Origin of the sequence: Xenorhabdus budapestensis (assembly GCF_002632465.1) — a bacterium.
Taxonomy (GTDB): Bacteria; Pseudomonadota; Gammaproteobacteria; order Enterobacterales; family Enterobacteriaceae; genus Xenorhabdus; species Xenorhabdus budapestensis.
Genome location: NZ_NIBS01000019.1, coordinates 44,891 through 63,332 on the forward strand (window position 1 = coordinate 44,891; position 18,442 = coordinate 63,332).

General features: G+C 43.0%; 13 protein-coding genes and 3 pseudogenes. 2 read left to right on the forward strand and 14 right to left on the reverse strand.

Translation table 11 applies throughout. From position 1 onward, the window contains the following. Window positions 1-9: 9 nt before the first annotated feature. From speD to Xbud_RS14860, 6 genes and pseudogenes are all read right to left on the reverse strand, one after another. A complete protein-coding gene (gene speD, locus Xbud_RS14835; RefSeq protein WP_244589980.1) occupies window positions 10-1,308 on the reverse strand; it encodes an adenosylmethionine decarboxylase in 1,299 nt (432 codons plus the stop codon). A gap of 68 nt (window positions 1,309-1,376) precedes the next feature. Further along, complete coding sequence (locus tag Xbud_RS14840) at window positions 1,377-1,949, reverse strand: NAD(P)-dependent oxidoreductase (protein ID WP_169923081.1); 573 nt, start codon at window positions 1,947-1,949, stop codon at window positions 1,377-1,379. Window positions 1,950-1,953: 4 nt separating this feature from the next. Continuing rightward, window positions 1,954-2,337, reverse strand: coding sequence for a Rossmann-fold NAD(P)-binding domain-containing protein (locus tag Xbud_RS14845; protein WP_099136778.1), 384 nt, complete (start codon window positions 2,335-2,337; stop codon window positions 1,954-1,956). Further along, window positions 2,334-3,752 (reverse strand): phenylacetate--CoA ligase family protein, encoded by a 1,419-nt coding sequence (locus tag Xbud_RS14850; RefSeq protein WP_099136779.1) that lies wholly within the window; start codon window positions 3,750-3,752, stop codon window positions 2,334-2,336. Before Xbud_RS14850 ends, Xbud_RS14845 begins: the two co-directional genes overlap by 4 nt. 21 nt (window positions 3,753-3,773) lie before the next feature. Then, a complete protein-coding gene (locus Xbud_RS14855) occupies window positions 3,774-4,790 on the reverse strand; it encodes a deoxyhypusine synthase family protein (RefSeq protein ID WP_099136780.1) in 1,017 nt (338 codons plus the stop codon). Window positions 4,791-5,610: 820 nt separating this feature from the next. Then, window positions 5,611-5,787: pseudogene (locus tag Xbud_RS14860) on the reverse strand (IS1 family transposase); the annotation flags it as partial. Window positions 5,788-5,986: 199 nt separating this feature from the next. Here Xbud_RS14860 and Xbud_RS19870 point away from each other — a divergent pair. Both Xbud_RS19870 and ltrA read left to right on the forward strand, forming a co-directional pair. Then, window positions 5,987-6,154 (forward strand): hypothetical protein, encoded by a 168-nt coding sequence (locus Xbud_RS19870; protein ID WP_169923082.1) that lies wholly within the window; start codon window positions 5,987-5,989, stop codon window positions 6,152-6,154. 10 nt (window positions 6,155-6,164) lie between these two features. Continuing rightward, window positions 6,165-7,499 (forward strand): annotated as a pseudogene (ltrA, locus tag Xbud_RS14865) (group II intron reverse transcriptase/maturase). On the opposite strand, the gene Xbud_RS14870 reads toward ltrA, so the two are convergent. The 8 genes and pseudogenes from Xbud_RS14870 to Xbud_RS14905 all read right to left on the reverse strand — a co-directional run bounded on the left by Xbud_RS14870 (window position 7,486) and on the right by Xbud_RS14905 (window position 18,086). Then, the gene (locus tag Xbud_RS14870) at window positions 7,486-7,824 is read right to left on the reverse strand and encodes an IS110 family transposase (RefSeq protein WP_280176114.1); all 339 of its coding nucleotides are present in this window, start codon (window positions 7,822-7,824) and stop codon (window positions 7,486-7,488) included. The pseudogene ltrA and the gene Xbud_RS14870 sit on opposite strands and share 14 nt — an antisense overlap. 215 nt (window positions 7,825-8,039) lie before the next feature. Continuing rightward, window positions 8,040-8,189, reverse strand: a pseudogene (locus Xbud_RS14875) (type II toxin-antitoxin system RelE/ParE family toxin); the annotation flags it as partial. Window positions 8,190-8,388: 199 nt separating this feature from the next. Beyond that, window positions 8,389-9,204, reverse strand: a complete 816-nt coding sequence (locus Xbud_RS14880; protein ID WP_099136781.1) for an energy transducer TonB — start codon at window positions 9,202-9,204, stop codon at window positions 8,389-8,391. A gap of 8 nt (window positions 9,205-9,212) precedes the next feature. Then, entirely contained in the window at window positions 9,213-12,164 is a 2,952-nt protein-coding gene (locus tag Xbud_RS14885; RefSeq protein WP_099136782.1) for a TonB-dependent receptor domain-containing protein, read from the reverse strand. Window positions 12,165-12,224: 60 nt separating this feature from the next. Next, the gene (locus Xbud_RS14890) at window positions 12,225-13,700 is read right to left on the reverse strand and encodes a surface lipoprotein assembly modifier (protein WP_099136783.1); all 1,476 of its coding nucleotides are present in this window, start codon (window positions 13,698-13,700) and stop codon (window positions 12,225-12,227) included. 93 nt (window positions 13,701-13,793) lie between these two features. Beyond that, window positions 13,794-14,531: a Slam-dependent surface lipoprotein gene (locus tag Xbud_RS14895; RefSeq protein ID WP_099136784.1), complete on the reverse strand. Its 738-nt coding sequence runs from the start codon at window positions 14,529-14,531 to the stop codon at window positions 13,794-13,796. Window positions 14,532-15,024: 493 nt separating this feature from the next. Then, the gene (gene fdhD / locus Xbud_RS14900; protein ID WP_099136785.1) at window positions 15,025-15,855 is read right to left on the reverse strand and encodes a formate dehydrogenase accessory sulfurtransferase FdhD; all 831 of its coding nucleotides are present in this window, start codon (window positions 15,853-15,855) and stop codon (window positions 15,025-15,027) included. A 140-nt stretch (window positions 15,856-15,995) separates the two neighbouring features. Then, window positions 15,996-18,086 (reverse strand): plasmid pRiA4b ORF-3 family protein, encoded by a 2,091-nt coding sequence (locus tag Xbud_RS14905; RefSeq protein ID WP_244589981.1) that lies wholly within the window; start codon window positions 18,084-18,086, stop codon window positions 15,996-15,998. Window positions 18,087-18,442 lie beyond the last annotated feature (356 nt).

Here is an 18,442-nt window from a genome sequence, read left to right on the forward strand (position 1 = left end):
TTGACTTCCTCATACAGTATGATTTAACAGGCGACGTAAACCAGTAGGGAGCACAGTAGCTGCCCCTAGCAACTTGCTATCAATATATTCAGGGGTGTAGTCTAGATTTTTCAGGCGGGCTTGCATTTTGGTCAATGGATCTTCCAGCTTGGAACGACAGCCGATAACCCAAACCCAGTCTTGTTCGGTCATTTCAAAATACACTGTGGTTGGGAATAGGTTGGAGAATCGTTGATAGGTTCGAAGCAACGTTTGATTTCGCCAATAACTGGCGCAACCAGCCTGAGTGATCAGTACCCCCTGTGGAGTGAGCAAAGTTTGCAAGTCACGCAAAAAATCGGGTTCATAAAGCCGATTATGCTGTAAGTTCGGGTCATACTCCTCATCAGGTAAATCCATTACTATGATATCAAATGTTGCACCTTCGGTTTGCATTTTGCGAACGGTTTCAAAGCCATCAGCAAAAATCAATTGTACTTCTGGGGTACCTTCAGCGTAACGTTCAACATCAAACGGTTTATATCCATAAGGCAAGTGTTCAGCACACAACTCGACGCATTCGCGGTCAATATCTACGTGGACTACTCGTTGGGCTCCACACCATTGTGCTAATTGTGTTATCACACCTTCACTTGAGCCAATGATCAATACGTTTTGGCACTCGCTAGCCAATAGTGCAGCTGGAATAAATTGCCCCTCGTGATAAATTAGTTGTGTTAATTCAGAACTCTGGCGCTCTTGGTTGCAAAATAAGGTGACACCCTGGTGGGTACGAGCTATCAGTACATTCTGATAATCCGTTTTTTTCTGTGCTATGACACTTTGTAACTCCCAGATACGTGATAAACCCGGACTCAACTCTTCTTCTATATGGCAGGGGAAACTATCTCCACGTGCAGTGCGTCGGATTACACGCTCTTCTCCCAGACCTTCTACAAGTTCGAGCAGTAGTGGTTCTGGGTCAATGTCTCCGCATGTGAAGGCATCTGCCATCAAAACGCCTTTTTCAGGGTAAGTGTGAATCGAAGCGTGAGACTCTGCCAATACTGCTACTATGGTCACGCCGTTTGGCTCGAATTGTACAGCCTCCAATTTTAGTAAAGTAGCACCAACTTTGACGATGGCATTTTTCATGCGTTCTTGCAAGGCATGGACATCATTAAGCTGTGTTTTGGAAGCTCCCCAGACATCAGCCATCATATGAAAGCCGCTAGCTGGATAATTTTTTTGGAGTTCTTCATTTGAAGTCAATTTGTTCGGATCGGTTAAACTCTGTTGTAGCTGTTTTCTATGTAAATCATACATCATTATTTACTCTTTATTATTTTCGTTAATAACGCAGCGCCGATCGGGAAAGGTGGGCGCAGATGCACCGTTTAATTAGTGCCAGGATGTAATAAGTCAAGTGCTGCCGCCAATTGGCACTCAATGGCGCGGTTAGTTTGCGCAGCTAAATGTGAAGTAGCCCAAAAGAGCTCCCTTGGCAGATTTAGCAAACCTTCGGGATCGTGATTTTGGCCAAGATTTTCCTGCCACTCTCGATAATAACCATCTATATACAGTTGCTTTAAGTTACCCTTTAACAGCGCAGCACGTGCCGCTTTTGGGTCAATAACATGTGGGTTAGAAAAACACAGCAAACGTAATCTGGGGTTACACTTTTGAAGTGCAGACTGGTTAATTAAATGATGTGTTTGCTCGTTATAGCTTAAATGCAAGGAGACACTATCACACTCATTAAGCAATTCCTTTTGTGTTACAAAGCGCAAGGCGTATCTCTCTTCTAATTGTGGTTTCCTACTTCGACTCGTGTATGTCAGCTGGCGAGCCCCTAATGCGTACAACTTCTCTACTAAGGCTTGACCGATATGTCCCATGCCAAATATACCTATATGCTGCTCGTTTAAGGTTTTCCACGCTTGTTGTGGCCAACTGCTGCCTTCTCGCACGTGTTCAGCTGCCGCCGGTGCACCGCGCACATGTGATTATCATTGACAAGGCGAATTCAGCTACGCTCTGCACATTCATATGCGGAGTATTCATGACAAGAACACCATGTTCTTTTGCCGCTTTCTGATCAACAAATGATGGTATTCCTGTGCCAAGCAAAACCAAACGTTGCAATTTTGGGAAATTCTTTAAAGCGGCATCATCGATATATTCTGGCCCGCCCAAGATATAGTCGGTAACACAAGCCCCTTGAGCTAAAATAGCAGACTTGCTGATCGGTTGAGGTAACTCAATAATTCTCTGATAATTTTTTTCATATCGATAATATTGTTCTTTACTTAAACTGCAACCCGTCAGCAACAAGGTGGAGTTGTGTTTCTTTTTCATAAACTTGGATTCCAAATGCGCAACAGGCAGCGTCGTTTAAAACTTGCGTTTGCTGGCAATTTTTGCTGGTACTTTGTGCGTAATTCAATTCTGTAGCCGAAGAGTACTTCTAAACGCTGTTTGAAATCGGATATCAATTTTGCTTGGTTAGCATTATTGATGGAGCCAGTATATTGAAGTTCCACATGTGCTGGACCTTGTTGAATCAGCCTATATTCGTGTATACCAGATGACTCATCAGTCAGTACATCGTCACAAATTGCTAGCAGCGATGCGCTGGGTATGTATTGACCGTTAGCGGTTTGAAAAGCGTCATCGCTTCGTCCGTGCAACGTTGACAAGCGGCGAAAACGTTGTCCGCAAGAACAAGGTGTGCTGTCGAAACTCGCTAAATCCCCATGGTCATAGCGGATTAACGGCATCAGATAATTACCCAAATCACTCACCACTACACGCCCTAACCCTTGGCTATCAGGGTCTAAAATCTCTAGATACACCCCATCTTCAACAACGTGATAACTGCCATGCAGGCATTCAGTTGCCATTAAGCCAATTTCTTCTGAGCTGTATTCATCCAATACTGGCACTCCAAATATGCGACAGAAGCGATGACGCTCAGATGGACTGCTCATTTCGGAATTTGTAGTAAGGGCGCGGATTCCATATTTCTCTAGAGGGCCAAGCTCCGCTAAATATGTCAGATATGAGGGCAAAGTAGTCAATAAAGCTGGCCGCATCCATTGCAAATGGCGTGCGAGATCGGGAACATCTGTTGCCTTTATATCCATCAAACGGAACACACGGTATTGGCTGAGCACAGAGGAATACCAAAAACCTCCGTGATGTAAGGTGTAAATCCAATCTTGTGGGAGCAGGCGACCATCGCTAGCGAAGTGCAAAAAGCGAATTTGCTCGGCGAAATCTCGGATTACATCTTGTTGATCAAGCCATGTGGTGAATGGGATACCACTAGAACCAGAGCTGCGGCTACAAAAGCTACTTTCTCTCAACATTCCTGGAGCTAGTCGCATGGCTTCCGGTTGCGCTGCTAGCATACTTTTATTGATCACCGGTAGAAATTCGAAATCTCGCCAGGTTTGCAGATCGCCAAGCTCGTAGCCGACATTGCCATATAGAGAACGATAAAAGGGAATGTACTGAAATGCGTAATCCACCAACAATCGCAATTGAGCGAACTGCTTCTCTCGTACTAATTGTGCATCTTCGAATGGTGCCGCCAGCAACGAACTTCTTTGTTGTCTCCAGTAATTGAGCGCAGCCATTTGCAAGAGAGGTGTATCTGCTTGCGATGGTTCGTTCAATTTTGCCAAGCGACTGATTGCTGCAAGACCACCATCTTGAGACTGAGTGTCATAGACAGTTCCCATTTTGCCCTGTATTAAACCGGAATGCATTGCGCTATCCTCACCGGAGAATCAGATAAATTGTGCGATACGTTGTGCCGCCGCGTGGGGGTTTTGTTTTGCTTCCAGCAGGGCCTCAAGCAAAAGCGGTACTACCAAGCTGGCATCGCTTTCTATCAAATGGGCTGGTGTATTTGCATTAGTTTTGTCCCAGGTTATTTTTTCGTTGGCCCCAGCTCCTGAGTACGAGCCAAAAGAGGTGGTACAGTCACTAACCTGGCAGTAATATGCCCAGTGCGGAACCGACAGGTTCAAATCATGTCGAAGGGCGGGCACGACACACATGGCGAAATCACCTGCTATACCGCCACCGATTTGCATATAACCACAGCCAGAATCCGGTGCAAGTTGATGCTGATAGGTATCATAGAATTCCATCATATATTCAATATCGGATTTAATGATGCCTGGCGTTAGTTCTTTCAGATAACATTCCGATGTAAAAAAATTACCTAGGGATGAGTCTGCATGACCCCCTACTAATATGGGCAGTTGTTGTTGTGCTGCTGCAAGTAACCAGCATTCTTTAGCACGCGCAGCATAATTCGGCTTTTGTGCCATTCGTAAAGCCAGTTCATAAAAATACTCATGCCAAAAATGGCGCTCACCCTGCTGTTGCGCATTAAGCCAACTTTCTTTTAGCAAAGCACCCAATTTATCAAATACTTGTGCTGGTACTAATGTGTCTGTCACTCTAGAAAAATCCTTTTCCAGGTAAGCGGCATCGTCCTGTAAGCTCAAGTAGCGATAATTCCAGTCATATTGATAGCTATCTCCGTATAGCATATGCAAGAGGGATTCTTCGAGGTTCGCACCAGTAACAGAAATACCGTGAATTAAACCAGCACGTATGGCAGGAGCCAATACAATACCGAGACGTGCAGTGGATAAAGCACCGGCCAGTGACCAGAACATTTTTCCGCCAGCACTAATATGTTTATGATAATCAAACAATGCTCGTTTTAAAGCTCCAGCATTGAAATGATGGTAGTCATTACAAATAAAATCAAAGACAGGCATTTCGTTCATGATTAGCAATTTCCTTTTTTATACTCCTCCCCCATTAACAATGTTGGAGGTCTGGTGATTATTCGCACATCAAATAATCATGAAAACAACGTTTATATTCCATTCTATTTAGTGATTTCTTAACATGAAAAGTAATGGTTCATTGCCAAGAAATGAACCATTACTGTAACCCCAGTCTGAATAAGGCTATTGAAAATGAATGTGTAATAGTCAAAGACAAATTTTAGACTGAGCCAAGAAACAGGTTGTTATTTATCTCCTCCGTGTACAAGGCTTTTTTATAAAAAAACATATGAGCGTTCCTTTAAGAGTTTAAATTTTTCACTAGGTGACATAATCGCTGACATTACCGATAATCTAAATTAAAATTTAAAGCACTAACCTTCGAAGAAATAAATTTAGATGAGAATAATAAAAAACTAAATGACATTAGTATATATATATCAGTATTATTTTTTGTAAATTAACGCAATATAGGTAATTTATCAATGAATTTGTGCGTATAATAATACACCTGTAAATTATAAAATAGTTGATTAGTTGATTAGTTGATTAGTTGATTAGTTGATTAGTTGATTAGTTGATTAGTTGATTAGTTGATTAGTTGATTAGTTGATTAGTTGATTAGTTGATTAGTTGATTAGTTGATTAGTTGATTAGTTGATTGTTTTTTTATTTGTCCTCTATATTTTCAATTAATTTTTTAATAAATTTCGCGCGTATAATAGTGCATCTGTAAATTATACAATAGTTAATTATTTGATTGTTTTTTTATTTAGACTCTATATTTTGGTCATGTATTAAATAGTTAGATTGCTCATTAAACGTAGTTCTCACGCTCAATAAACGTCCCTATCACTTTATCGTGCATTTCTTCCGATTTTGAATAGCCAATCGTTTTTCGATTTAACCTTTTTATGCGGGTTCGATGAGTGAGATTATTTATCTTTATACGTTGGGTAAACGCCTTTCCTGTTAAATGCGCTTCTTCCGGAAGAATGTAATGAACGGTGCGCTGGGCAAAGCTGTACTGATCTTGCGGGTGAGAGTCCCGTCGTAGAAAGGGGTTAGCCAGACCACTACGTAGCGAGTCTTGCGTTTCCGGCGGTAACAAAGGAGACGAAGCGTAGACAGCGAAACATTCGAGCCGAAACCACAGGGTGAACGTGATAGCTCCGAAATACATTTGATCGTGTGTGCCGAACCCAGGAGATCCTGATATTTCTCAATGGAATGAGTATTTCGGGCACAAGTGCCAAACACAAGGCCTGAGAAATGAATATCAGGAAGTCGAAGTCAGCCATAGTAGCAATGAAGCGAGTAATGACCGTGGAGCGAAGGGCCGGCAGACAGATCGAACGTAAGAGGGCAACAATGACCGCACACAGCAACGACGGGTTATCATGGTTAACAAAACTTGAGCGTATAGGCGAGAAGTCAGCAGGTAACAAACAACGGGTGTTCAATAATTTGGGGCACCTGTTGAACAGTGACATGCTGAAAGGGCAATTTCTGCGGTTTGACGGGAATAAAGCCGTGGGTATCGATCGCATGACAAAAGCCGCTTACGGTGAACATCTTGATGAGAATATCCAAAATCTCATCCTGCGGTTACGCAGAGGGACGTACCACCCGAAAGCCGCCCGGATCACTGAAATTCCAAAAGAGAACGGCAGTAAACGGCTTTTAGCCATTTCGTGCATAGAGGACAAACTTATCCAGCTTGCAGTCAGTGATATCCTCAGCCGGATTTATGAACCGTTGTTTATGCCCTGCTCCTACGGTTTCCGACCGGGACTAAATTGTCATGCGGCATTAAAGGCACTACAGCAGCAAACCTACCGTAACTGGAATGGTGCCGTAGTGGAAATTGATATCCGAAAGTATTTCAACATGATACCTCATGATGAGCTGATGAATTTACTGCGGAAGAAAATATCAGATCGCCGTTTCCTCAGATTGATCGAGGTATTAATTACGGCACCCGTTATAGTGGGTAAAGAGACATCCAGCAATATGCGCGGATGCCCACAAGGTTCAATCCTGTCGCCGGTACTGGCCAACATCTACCTGCATCATGTAATAGATGAATGGTTTGATGAAATCAACCGTTCACATGTTCACGGGCGGGCAGAGATGGTGAGGTATGCTGATGACATGGTATTTACCTTCCAGTACCCGAGCGAAGCCAAACGTTTCTATAAGGTGTTACCCAAAAGACTGAATAAATATGGGCTGGAATTACACCGTGACAAATCGCAATTAATTCCTGCGGGTCACATAGCGGCAATGAGAGCCAATCAGTCAGGGAACCGCCTGCCCACGTTTAACTTTCTGGGATTTACCTGCTATTGAGGGAAAACGCGAAAAGGGCACTGGCGGCTGAAATTAACCAGCCGAAAAGACCGTTTTGCCGCCAAATTAAAGGGACTCAGGGACTTCCTTTGGAAGAATCTGAATACAACCGACAAAAGGCTTACCTTGAATATCGTCATCAGGGCAATTAGAGGCTGGATAAATTATCACGGTATATCTGATAACCAGAGGCGAGTCGGACAGTTTATCTACCAAAGTACGCGAATAATCTACCGATGGTTCAACCGTCAAGGTGGGCGTCGCCGACTGACGTGGAAGAAGCTGAATCTGATCCTGAAAATGCTGGGTTATCCATCGCGCTGGAAAACGCATTCAATGTTCAGTTCTCGCTGAATATGTGTGGGGACACAGATTTGTCGGGAGCCGGATGCGGTAGTTCCGCACGTCCGGTTCTGCGGAGCAACTGTCTTGAACAATAATTTATGACAACGACATCAAAACCTTCAGCCTGTAGTGCACAAGCGACAGCCGCTTCCAGCCCACCGGTTGCCTCCATCAAAAGCAAAGACACCGTGTGTTGCTTAAGTGCGAACAGAATGGCATCAAAGCCGTCAATATCATTACTGACGGTGAATACCTCTGCGCCACTGCTGACAGAAATATCCAAAGAAGCTTTAGAAACATCAATGCCCACGCAAAGTGGATTTGGCTGACTCATATTACCCTGCCTTGCAAATACGTGATGGATGACGGACAACTGTTCGGGTTTCAGATGAGTGGCTCAGTGTAGGCGTCAATAGCTCCTCAACGGGCTTAAAACCCTCAGGGGCTGGCGAGTTGCATACACTGTGCCAAATCATTTTTATGATAGTCGAATTTCAAGATACAAGGGGCCTATCTGGGTGACCGGATAGGTCTACTCACCCAAACCCCCTTATTCACTCGGCTGGAACACCATCCCGAAAGATTACCCTGAAGGTGCTCAAAACGGTTTCCTGGCGGGATCCTCAGATCTGACTCCTGAGTTGCGGCATCCAGAATCTGGAGTTTCCTGAAAAGAACTCCTTCAATTGTACTGGGTATCTTTTTGGAACCAAGACATGAAGCTGTGTAACATGTTAATCAGATATTGAAAAAGTTATTTGGAAGGATTGACTTATTTTCTTGTAATAATTGATTGCCCGGTAATATAAACAGCACTATCACTCGCAAGGAACGTGACTAGTGCAACTTTACCCTTTAACCCTTTGGACATATTAAACTCAGGAGGGTTTTTTATTTGTCAATTCAACTCAAAGCTAATTTTCAGTGTTATATCTGCTGCCAGATTTGCAGGTTTCGGGCCAACGGATTTAGCAAGACCGAGGGCTTTTAAAGCCTCATTATCCATTGCACTGTAACCGGAGGATTGAGTGACTCTGGCTGTGGTGATGGAACCATCATCTTGCAGCATAAAATTGACGGTAACTGTACCTTCCTGTCTCATTCGTTTTGCTTTGCGGGGATAACGTTTATGGCGTTCAATTTCCTGTCTGAGTTTTGTGCGGTAATTATCCGATTCACTATTACCTTGACCCATCACTGGTTGTGAAGTTGTCGCTCTGCTCATGCCGCCTTGTGAATTGATCTGCTCAATGCCATTGGTTTCCAGCTCTTTTAGGCTCTGTTTCTGAGCGGGTTGAACAGATTGTTTTTCTACATTTTCTTTTGATTTTTCTTTCCGCTGCTTTTTCAGCTTTTGAGTTTTGACTGGCTCGACAGGCTTCTCGATCTTTTTTTCTGTTTGTACCTCTTTATCTAGTGTAATTGCTGGCGTTGTTGGTGATTCAGGAGCAGTTGGCAGTGGCTGAGATAATTCAACAGGTTCCGGTTCCTCCATCCATGTTGAAGCCGCTATCATAGTGATCGAAAATTCTTTCTCAGGCAAATTTTGGTTGAGATAGTGAGCACTATCATCGTAAGAATCTGTATGTCGGTTTAACAGCCATATCAGACTGGTATGCACTAAAACAGCAATCAGGATACCAACCAGAAAGCGTTTATTGAGCGTCAACGGAACATAGTTAACAGAATTGTCCGATATGGCTGTATTGATCATATAGTTCTCTAAAATTGGCTGGTAAGACTGAGTTTAAAGGTTCTGCCCGGTGCCGGTATCATTGAGCGGGTCAACGGATCAAGATAATAGCGGTTGGTTAAGTTAGTACCAGTCAGCTCCATTGATATGGTAGGGGTGATCTGATAGCTAACATAAGCATCAACAGTGAATACCGGATTCCAGCGCATTGGGTTGTTAGATTGCCCTTTGTATTCATTGGGTAAGATATCCATCAGCCATTTTTCATCTTTGTTTTCTGCTCCGCTGTGGTAGAGCATCCGGCTGCCCAGTTCCAGTTTTTCATCAAATAGACGTCCGCCGATATTCAGATTAGCTGAATATTTCGGTTGAATGGAAGTACGCAAATAACCCCCCGGAAAACCGCCATCAATACATTCAGAGATACCGTAACGATTCTGGGAGTCCATTCTTGCGACTGAGTTATTGTCACATACCTTGTTTCTCATATTGTAGACCAAGCCAATATCGGTAAAGACGCTACCGTTGTCGTAACGCGCTTGTAATTCCAGACCAGCCAGTTTTTGTTTATCCAATTGGGAGAAACGATAGGTATTATCCCGGTCGAACACATTTTCAATGACGGTGTTGTAATAGGAGAGTTTGATATCGGCATTGCGTTCAGCATTAACTAATTGGCTGAAATCATAAACGAAGCCCACTTCTGTGGTTTTGGCTCGTTCTGGTTTGAAGTTTAGGCCTGTGTAATTTTCTTTAACGCCTGAAAAACCGACAGTATCTTCAAAAATACTCGGCATTCTTACTGCTTCAGCATAACGGGTATAGATTCGGAAATTGTCGGTGATATAGGCCGTAGCAGAAAATGTCGGGGCCCATGCATGATCCTTACGTTTTGGAGCCGGTTCCCAGGGATCGGTAGCATCAGAGCCAGATACACTATTTGCATCGACTTTCATCCCATATTCATATTTATAAACTTCTTTGCCACTTATTGGATCGATGATTCTCTCATTCATATCAAGTTGACCGTTGAAATAGGGGTTTTGGTTCTTTTTAAGCTGACCATTACTGGAATCATATTCCCAAGTGAATTCTTCTTGAACCATCCAACGCATCTGCTCATGGCGATCAATTCTGGATTTAATTTTTTTTACTTTATTACGTAACTCTTTTTTTTCTTTTCTGTTGAGTTTGGAATAATAATCGTTATTCTGCTTTTTCTTAAAATATTCCGATTCTTCTGTCGTTGGTGTTCGCCAATAACTCATCTCATGCCCAATGGTATCACCCACTTTTTTATAACGTCCATCTCTCGCGGCACGACGTTCATTGAGAAAATCATCTTTGGACCAATAGGAAACACGTTTAGCACCAGCGCTTAATGCCAGCCATGAAGCAGGACGCCAATCAAAGTTAAAGGCGAGATTGACTTCTTGGCGCTGTCCTTTTCTTGCCGGTGACTGGAAAAAATACATATTTTGGGGATTATATTCATCATTGGAATCCAGGTGTTCGCGTTGGAAATTTCCCATCAGGGTCAAGTCCAGATTATGGGTTAATTCAAATTTATTAGAAATATCCACGCCCCAGCGATTATTTTGGGAATTGGTGACAGCTGTATTTATCAGTGTGCCATCAATATTGGGAGTCTTTTTGTCGCGCTCTTGTTCCCATTTATAATCCCGGCTAACCGGGCTACGGGGATATCCACCTGCGGTATTGGTATTACTTGTCGTACGGGTTGTCCACAAGTTCATATCGAAATCGATATAGGGATTTTCAGCAGGGTGCCATTTATAAGTCAGGTTGGCCGCTTGTTGACGGACATTGGCCAGCGGCCATTGAGGAACCACATTATCTTCAGCAAGTACCATTGCCAGTCTTGAAGGCATAATATCGCCAAAATCCATGCGAGTATTGCGAAAACCGAGTTGTAGTGCTTGATCATCGGTGAAGTGCCAGGTGTTTTTAATTAACACAGATTGCATCTCACTGGAAGTATTAGGAACTTCATTACCGGGGCGGTAGATGCGGGCAGCAAAGGGCAAATAAGGATCTAAACTTGTTTTTGGTTCAGTCATCAGTTTTTTATCAGCTTCTGTAACGGCTTCATCATAACGATGGGCACCACCTTTACCGGCAAAATAGTTCCCCTGACGGCGGTAAGCATAAGCCAGCATTAGGTCAAAATACTCTTGCTTTGTGCCCACGGCGATGCGGAACGCATTGTCTTTGAATCCAAACAGCCTGCTGTCTTTTGACGAATGTGGCGTGATTTTCAAGACAGGATCAGTTTCAGCATCTTTGTAGGTAAAGTTGGGAATATCACGGTAATCTTGCCCTAGTGACAAAGAAGGAATTCGTTCCCTGACTGAGTTACTGCTGGTTTCCAGTTTGGTATTGATGCCAAATGTTTCACCTTCCGGCACCACATCATCAATATTTAGTGTCTTGATAGCGACTGCACCACCGATAGATCCTTTGACTTTACGATTCAGGGAGGGGCCTTTTTCGATTTCAATACTGCTGATTAAGTTAGGGTCAATATAGTTGCGGTTATTGGCACCGTTGTAACCACGCCCAACGGTAATGGCCTGTTCCGTTCCATCAATAGTGACGGGAACACGCCCTTGCCCTTGAACGCCACGGATATTGATATCTAAGGCACCACTATTGCGGGCATCACCGCTGTATACACCCGCGGCACCTTTAATTACATCGGCAGGAGATGCACCTTTGTAGCGTTCTATCTGCTTTTTGCCGATATAAATATTAGAGATATCTTTGTCATAGACCGCATCATAACCGGCTTCATCTTTATTACTGTTATCTGTAACCCGAATCTTACCTAAATCAGTCTTGCCGTTTGGGGCAGTGGTGGCAGGTTTGGATTCAGCAAACAGAGGTGGTGCTGCCAGTGAAAATGTCAGTGACAGAGCTACTGTGATGGGGGTAAGCCGGGTTTTAATTCGATATACCATTGATATCCCTCGTCTCATTTATCAATTATCATCGCGCCAATGAAAATCATCAGATTTTGCTTAAAAATATTTTTCCAGCCTGATTAGCACTTCGTTTTTGTTAAAGCTGTACAGCCAATCCACATTGCTGTGATTGCGTCGGTGGCGGAAAGTCACAGAGGGAGTCATGCCCAATATTTCAGCGGCAGGAATTTTGATAACAGCAGTGTAAATTTGCTCCGTATCCTGACGTCTGGCCCTAAGCATCGGGCTGTAAGCGCCAAAACGCCGATCCCGCAGTGTGGCAAACAGTGAGCCATTGATACCGGGGTAGATTTGACCGGCAATCCCGGCACGTCCACCCCATTGTTGATAACGGTCTGCGGGATGCAGATCGTTATCTCGGTAAACCCAGTCACCGCCGCCAAACAGGATAAATTCTTTGTTGATGGCGTGGGATAAAGTGAGGTAAGAAGAGGTGAGTTCACCATCTTTCCTGCGGTAATGTTGCTGATGGCGCAATTGTTTGTGCTCAAGTTCAATATTAAGAGCTGTTTGGGAGGTAATTCCCCATCTCCACTCAGTTTTGAGACCTGTGGCGCGATAAAAGGTATCACCAGCACGCTGCTTATATTCAAACACAGGGCCAAAAGAGATATTGTGGTTCCTGTTTTTATAATTGTAGCCACCGATTAGCTGGAAAGTGTTTTCGTTCTCATCGTGGTAGTCACGATAGTTTTCGCCGTAAATCAGGCCACGCCCAAAAATACCGTGATGGCCGATAAGCTGGTAGCGCCGGTTTAATGTAGCATCATAAGACATACCCCACGCCTTGATAGCTCTGGGGACTTGACCTTGAAAGAATCGGTTATTCTTTGGGTCATAATGCTGAGAGAAGCTTTCCTGATCAGGAGACATATTGACGTTATCGTTATAGGCATAACCGGCAGAGAATGAGCCACGCCAACCATTTCTCAGTTTTATGGCTTTCAGGTAACTGTTAATGTTCTTTAAAACCGCTTCTGGTAACTGTTGCGGTTCACTCAATTCTGAGAACAGGTCTTCGGCTTCCCGGTTTTTATGATCTTCAAAATAAACACGAGCTAATTCTAGTTTGATGCGAGGAAAATCGGGTTGTTGGTTCAGGATTTGTTGATAATGATAAGCAGCAAGATCCAAATCACCTTCAAAACGTGCCAGCCCACCCTGGGCAAAATTTATCAACATAACATCATGCCCTGATAATTTTTGGTAAGCTGCGAGAAAACGACTTACATCTGACCATTGTCGATGATTGACGGCAAGATAGAGAGTCTGACCGATATCATTTAGATTATTTTCTACCTGAAATGTTTGCCCATTAATGACAATAGATGAAGCGTTGTCCTCGGTAAAAATGGGGTCAGGGGTAATCAGATTGGTTTCTTTTTCCTGTTGATTATGTTGTGCCTCTTGCCAGATTTTACGTGAGGTATCTTCATCAGCATAAGTGGATAAAGAAAAGCATAAGGCTATCAATGCTGTTAATAATATTGGCGTTTTTCTATTGTCAAACATTGGGGAAACCAGATCACAAAGTTCATGCTACTAGAAAAAATAAAAACAGAGAACGGTACCCATTTAGGGCACTGTTCTCTGAAGAATTAACAATTACTGTTTAGTACCACCGAAGGCGGTATCTTTGGTGCTGTCACCGTCAAATTTGGCATATCCAGCCAGACTGGATGCATTATCGCCAAAGAAGTGACCTTCTGTTGTCCCGGCAAGGTTGCCAATGTTAGCGTCGCCCTCAAACTTAGCATCGGCATAGATATCGGCATCAATATTTATTGTCATTGCAGTATTTGACATCGAACCAACCAGTGTTCTTTCACCAAAATCTGCAGTAAATGTACCTGTTAGGGCATTATTACCGTCGTATTGGTTAAGGCCTGTCACTGAATAAGTCGCTGTACCATCGGTTGGAATGTTGGTAGTGATATCCTTGCCAGCGTAATAAACTGTATGGGAATTATCACTTTCCTGACCAGACGACCATTCACCAAAGTAAACATCCGCATTGGCAACTTTGCTGAAATGGAATACACCCATACCACTGTGTGTACCCGGAGCACCCACCATTGAGATATTATGAATGCCATTATTATCGGCTGGAGCCATACGGGTCAGACCAGCAAACCCAGTGATTTGACCACCGTAGACAGAACTGACACCTATACCCGGTTCTCCACCACTACCACCATGTGGACCTGAACCCGCCTTAGTTTTGCCAACCTTAATATATGATGGTGTACTTACTTGACTCTGACCAAATCCTACTGCTGCCTGAGCCTGCGCCATAAATCCTAATACGCCTATAGCGGCGACTAATACTTTAATCTTTCTCATTATTATCCTCGTTTGGATCAGGGGGTCCTTTTTACCCCATCATGAAAAACGAACTGATTTATTGCGCAAAGAAAATTACACCTTTCATATGGTAATGTAAATGATAATAATTATTGTTTGTTTTTGTGTTGTGGGGTGGCTAAAGGTGATTTTTATGTAACGTGATAAATTTATTTGATTTTTATTTTTTTTGATAGATGGGGAACAATTTTCTTTTTGTCAAAAATGTGAGGTTAGTAAACTTAATTACTTTATATTATTGTGGTATTAATAATCTAATTTTATGTAGTGAAATAGTTACTTATACTCGGAGAAGCTCTTTTTTACGTGAGTATAACTCGAATTCCATTAAGAATATCTTTATATTTATCAATCTAATATCTGTTTAATCTCTTAGGGTCTAATTCCCCACCGCTTGCGGCGTAAACTAATGGTTTTCGATACCCGGCTGCTTGCAGCGGGGTTGCAAGGGATGGGTGTTTCATAGCCTTGATTAATCTTTTAACCGTTGAGGGTGTGTGTATACTGTTGCTCGTCCCGGCTTACAGAAACCTACCAGTGTCAGGTTACATTTTTCCGCTACTTCGATTGCAAGTGAAGTAGCGGCAGAAACTGCAAACAATATTTCCACGCCACAATTGGCGGATTTTTGCACCATTTCGTAACTGGCCCGGCTGGAAACCAAAACTGCCCCTTGCTGCCAGCCTGTTTTTGATCGCATTCCCAGTAACTTATCCAATGCAACATGGCGACCAACGTCTTCGCATCCACCCAGTAAATATCCTTCTGCGTCAACCCAACCAGCAGCATGGGTACAACCCGTTATTGCGCCGATATCTTGCAGACGGGGTAATTGTGAAAGCGCCTGATCCAGACAGCTTAATGAGAAATTTTGTGTAAAGGACAGGGGAGTGATTGGGCGAAATATTTCAGATAGCTGTTCAGTGCCACAAATACCGCAACCCGTTCTGCCTGCCATACTGCGACGGCGCTCTTTCAATTCAGCAAAACGGCGACTGGAGAGTTCGATATGTAATTCAATGCCGCCGTGACAACTGATGACTGAATCAATACCACGAATTTCCTGTGGAGAAATGATGAGCCCTTCCGATAATGAGAAGCCGATTGCGAAATGTTCGAGATCTTTCGGACTTGCCATCATCACAACATGAGAAATGCCGTTGTAAACTAAGGCAATGGGGACTTCTTCTGCCACCCAATCCTGTGCGGGGCTGCTCAGATGATTTTTTTGTTGTACATAGATACGGGAAGTACCGCAAATCTTATCAATGATTAAGTGGTTTCCTGACCTTGCGTTATCCATCTGCTTCATTCTCCATCGGATTAATTTATGATGCTGTTGACTGAATATCGTCGGCTCAATCCGGCGTTTGAGCTGTCAGTAAAAATACCAGAGACTATTTTCTTCTCTGGTCTTACTGACTTTATTGCTTGAACAGCTCTTTATTCGAATAGTTTTCTGAGTCTACGATTCGCTTCTTGTTTATCAAAAGGTTCAAGTGACTCACTTGGAGACAAGCCGATATACTCCAAATGCTCTGCATCGTCTTCGGTCAGGATTTTTCTCTTTCTCAACTTGAGTAAATAATTCCATTCCCAAACACCGCCAGAATCTTCAGTCGGGCATACCCCGTTACCTGTGGTAACCCTAGGCTGAAGGATATCTTTTTCAAGTACCTTCTCTACTGTCACCAGATGGAGCCAGTCATCTCCAAAGTCATACTGGTAGTTGAGCTCATCGCCAATATCACGTAAGAATAAACCAATACATACCTGGTCATAATTTTCTTCCGGGATTTCTATTCCCCCAAGATCAAAACGAAACAGGTGCATATTTTCCCATCCCATGACATTTTGTATCACATCATGAAATTCATTCAGCGTCATCTGGTTACTGATATGAACCCGACGCCAGACAGCAGGGCTTGCTTCCAGTAAGCTGATTTTGATAACCAGCCCTTGCGGTGGGACTGAAGCCGAGAGGTCGTCCAGATCCATGGTAAAGAGCTGAAAACTGAATTCAGACAGGGTATCAAATAAACCAAATCTCTTACGGTTTATCGCGGGATCGTGGAGTGCATGAGCCAAATCCAGATATTCATTCGTCAAGCGTTTCTCTTCTGGTGGTAGCTTATATCTCTCGACAGCGGCGGAGTAAGTCAGACGCCCGGTAAACACGTTCTTGTTTGCATAATAGTAGAGTTTCAACAAGTCTCTGGGCTTTTTCGCTTTCAATATACATTCTTCTGGTGCCAGCCAACTCATCATGAGCGCTGATTGAACAGCTTGGCCGAGGCTGAAGTAACCGAGGCGACTCTGCTCTTGCCGCTTCGGGTTTATCTCATAACCCAATTTCTGGCTCCATCGCTCAAGATCAAACTCTTCTGGTTGAGTCCAGTCGATAGGCAATTGTGACAACCAATAAAGTGAATAAAGGTCGAGAGGCGTGTTTGTCGTTTGCTGAACGGAAAAGATCCATGGTAGCACTTGTTGCAGCCAGTCTGGAGAAACAAGCGTAAATTCAACATTGGTATCGGTGCTTAATTGTGCTATTAACTCACTGAGTGTTTGGTCAGGGGCGGTATCCAATAAGGTTTCCCGGATACCAGATTTAAAATCCAGCATCATACTTATCTGGTATTCCTGACCATCCAGTATGGCTTTCATCATCATACTGGCACAATCATTGCCATCAACGTGGGTGGCATATAGTTCGTATATTTCTGCTGTCGTCCGTGCTTTATGGTGTGTCAGTGCGCGTTTTTTCCATCGCTTCATATAGTGTTTAATTGAAGGATGGCGGTTGAAGCGAGCACACAGGTTTATAAGCTGCAAGTAGGATAAATTTTTCCAAGCAGAAGAAGGACATTGATCCAGCACCTGTGCACTGGTAAGCGCTATTGGTTCCTCAAAGTATTGAGTCAGCAAAAGTAGTGCATCAATGCCCCATGAATACTGAATCACTTCCGAAAGTAAATGGTGTAACACTTCAAGAGGCGCAACAGAAAAACCATCTTCGAAAAATTCAATGAATTCGATACCGGATTGAAGACTAAGCTCATGAATCAGTTGTTTTAATTTGGGGGGCTTTTGGGGAAAAGAAGCCACATTTGTGTTATCGGTATGCTTTATAATATCCAGCAGATGAGCGATGTCAGTTTTGATGTGAAACTGGTATCTCTTCAAGATTGAAGAACATAACAATACGTTCTCACTATGCAGTTCGAAGTTTTCTTTAGCATAATTTAGAATTAGCTCAATAGCTTGTTCAAATTGTTGTTTGACTTCCTTAGGTGAATTGACAGCTATTAACGCGAGCTCTGAGATGGCAACTTCAATCCAATCTTGAACGCTGTCTCCTATATCATCCATAGTTTCCTTAGGTAGAGTTAATGCCGTAGTGATCATCAAAAAGACATTCTCTGGATTGGCAAACCACTGTACTTGTCGTGGGGTTAAATGCCGTTGTTTCTCAGGCTGGAGGGCATATTCTTCTATCGCGGAGAATAATTTTTCAGGTGTTAGTTTCATCATCAATCTCTTCTATTTTCAATATATTAATCAATAAGAATAATCATGATTGTACTGTCCAATCTAATCTAACCTAGATTGTAAATATAGTTATTAACAGCATTTCATTCTGATAATACCCTTATTTGTCACTATGATCGCCAAATTCTTCAACAAATTTCAAATTTAATAGTTAATTCCGATTGAATTAATCAGCATAGTATTAACAATGGAATCATGGTGATAGATTTTTTTAAACTTAGCTTTATCTGCCAGGTTGGCACACTAGGTACTGAAAAAATGGCTTTATTTTGTCTACAGTATATCGAGAGACCTGTGCTATTTTCATCGGCTGATGTGAAACTGGACTCATGCATGGA

Coding starts and splice junctions, on each gene's coding strand:
- fdhD (WP_099136785.1), bottom strand. CDS start 15,855: ATGGATAACGCAAGGTCAGGAAACCACTTAATCATTGATAAGATTTGC.
- Xbud_RS14890 (WP_099136783.1), bottom strand. CDS start 13,700: ATGTTTGACAATAGAAAAACGCCAATATTATTAACAGCATTGATAGCC.
- Xbud_RS14870 (WP_280176114.1), bottom strand. CDS start 7,824: ATGAGTCAGCCAAATCCACTTTGCGTGGGCATTGATGTTTCTAAAGCT.
- Xbud_RS14850 (WP_099136779.1), bottom strand. CDS start 3,752: ATGCATTCCGGTTTAATACAGGGCAAAATGGGAACTGTCTATGACACT.
- Xbud_RS14905 (WP_244589981.1), bottom strand. CDS start 18,086: ATGATGAAACTAACACCTGAAAAATTATTCTCCGCGATAGAAGAATAT.
- Xbud_RS14880 (WP_099136781.1), bottom strand. CDS start 9,204: ATGATCAATACAGCCATATCGGACAATTCTGTTAACTATGTTCCGTTG.
- speD (WP_244589980.1), bottom strand. CDS start 1,308: ATGATGTATGATTTACATAGAAAACAGCTACAACAGAGTTTAACCGAT.
- Xbud_RS14845 (WP_099136778.1), bottom strand. CDS start 2,337: ATGAAAAAGAAACACAACTCCACCTTGTTGCTGACGGGTTGCAGTTTA.
- Xbud_RS14855 (WP_099136780.1), bottom strand. CDS start 4,790: ATGAACGAAATGCCTGTCTTTGATTTTATTTGTAATGACTACCATCAT.
- Xbud_RS14895 (WP_099136784.1), bottom strand. CDS start 14,531: ATGAGAAAGATTAAAGTATTAGTCGCCGCTATAGGCGTATTAGGATTT.
- Xbud_RS14885 (WP_099136782.1), bottom strand. CDS start 12,164: ATGGTATATCGAATTAAAACCCGGCTTACCCCCATCACAGTAGCTCTG.